Raw genomic sequence first — 600 nt, 5'->3', positions numbered from 1 at the left:
AACACATTACTCACCATCAATACGCCTACTAACGCGACATAGATAGCGATCGGATAGACCAGATGGCTGACATCAATATCAAACTCTACGCAGGCCCAGACCAACCCTGCAACCGACGCGGCTGCCGCAGGACTTGGTAAGCCCATAAAATATCGCTTATCCACAGAGCCTATCTGCGTATTGAAGCGTGCTAATCGTAAGGCTGCACCCGCCACATAGATGAAGGCACAGAACCAGCCAAATTTACCCGCACCGCTGAGCGCCCAGCTAAAAGTGACCAATGCCGGCGCAACACCGAAGGAAACCATGTCGGATAGCGAGTCATACTCCGCACCAAACGCACTCTGAGTATTCGTCAGACGTGCGACACGGCCATCCAGACCATCCAGTACCATCGCTACGAAGATGGCAATGGCTGCATTTTCAAAAGCACCGTTCATACCCGCCACTACCGCATAGAAACCACAGAACAGTGCACCTGTCGTAAACAGGTTAGGCAGTAGATAGATCCCTCTGCTCCTTGGTTTAGGACTTGCCTGATCCTGGCAAGGTTGTTCCTGATCCGGCTGTTCAGATGGTTCCGGTTTGTTTACCTGTGGG

1 protein-coding gene is annotated in these 600 nt (G+C 52.0%); it reads right to left on the bottom strand.

Annotation, left to right across the window (positions count from 1 at the left end):
• A partial coding sequence (pssA, locus tag ACQY8X_RS21075; protein WP_428037087.1) for a CDP-diacylglycerol--serine O-phosphatidyltransferase occupies positions 1–600 on the bottom strand: 600 nt, incomplete at both ends.

The sequence above is a fragment of the Amphritea sp. genome, assembly GCF_050300915.1.
GTDB lineage: Bacteria > Pseudomonadota > Gammaproteobacteria > Pseudomonadales > Balneatricaceae > Amphritea.
The sequence above is the reverse complement of the archived record's forward strand: the minus strand, read 5'-3'. Positions and strand labels throughout refer to the sequence as shown.